Raw genomic sequence first — 617 nt, 5'->3', positions numbered from 1 at the left:
CTCTCTCCCGCCGGCCCATCGCCCGCCCGATCAACCAGGCCGCCCGCGCCCTGCGCCGACGCGCCGCCAACGCCGGCGCCGAGATCACTCTCGACGCCCGCCCCAAAATCGTCGCGCCGAAAAAAGGCAAGGCTGCCTATCGCCGCGCCAGACAGAAGCCTCCCGACCCCGAATGACCGAGCGCCCCAGCGCTTCGAATTCGCCACGCTGACAGGAGCCCCGCGAATGAACGCCCTCGATTCCCGACGAGCCGTCCCCGATCGTGACGCCTCCCCCGCGGTCGCCGCACGCCACCAAATCCGCGAGAGCGCCGCTTCGGGGAGCGTCCGCCTCGGCAACAAGCGCAAGGGCGCCGCCGCCAAGCCGCGCCCTGGCGAATCCGTCGTCGATATCGACAGATGCAATCCGATCCTCGGCAATCCCTTCATTCTCCAAAATCATCGCGACGATGTCCGCCGCGCCGAAGTCATCGCGCTCTACAAGAAGAAATACGACGCCGACCTCGCGCGCGGCGGGCCGATGGCCGCCGCGACCGAAAAGCTCGCCGAGCGCGTGCGCGCCGGCGAGCGCCTCATCCTCATGTGCTGGTGTCACGGCGCCCCGCTCGACAAGCCGTG

1 protein-coding gene is annotated in these 617 nt (G+C 69.4%); it reads left to right on the top strand.

The window, feature by feature from the left end:
* Positions 1-225: 225 nt before the first annotated feature.
* Positions 226-617, top strand: a 392-nt coding sequence (locus Mspo_RS19490; RefSeq protein WP_159732962.1) for a DUF4326 domain-containing protein, incomplete at its 3' end; no start/stop codon positions are given.

The organism is Methylosinus sp. Ce-a6 (assembly GCF_009811655.1).
Classification (GTDB): Bacteria; Pseudomonadota; Alphaproteobacteria; order Rhizobiales; family Beijerinckiaceae; genus Methylosinus.
The sequence above is the reverse complement of the archived record's forward strand: the minus strand, read 5'-3'. Positions and strand labels throughout refer to the sequence as shown.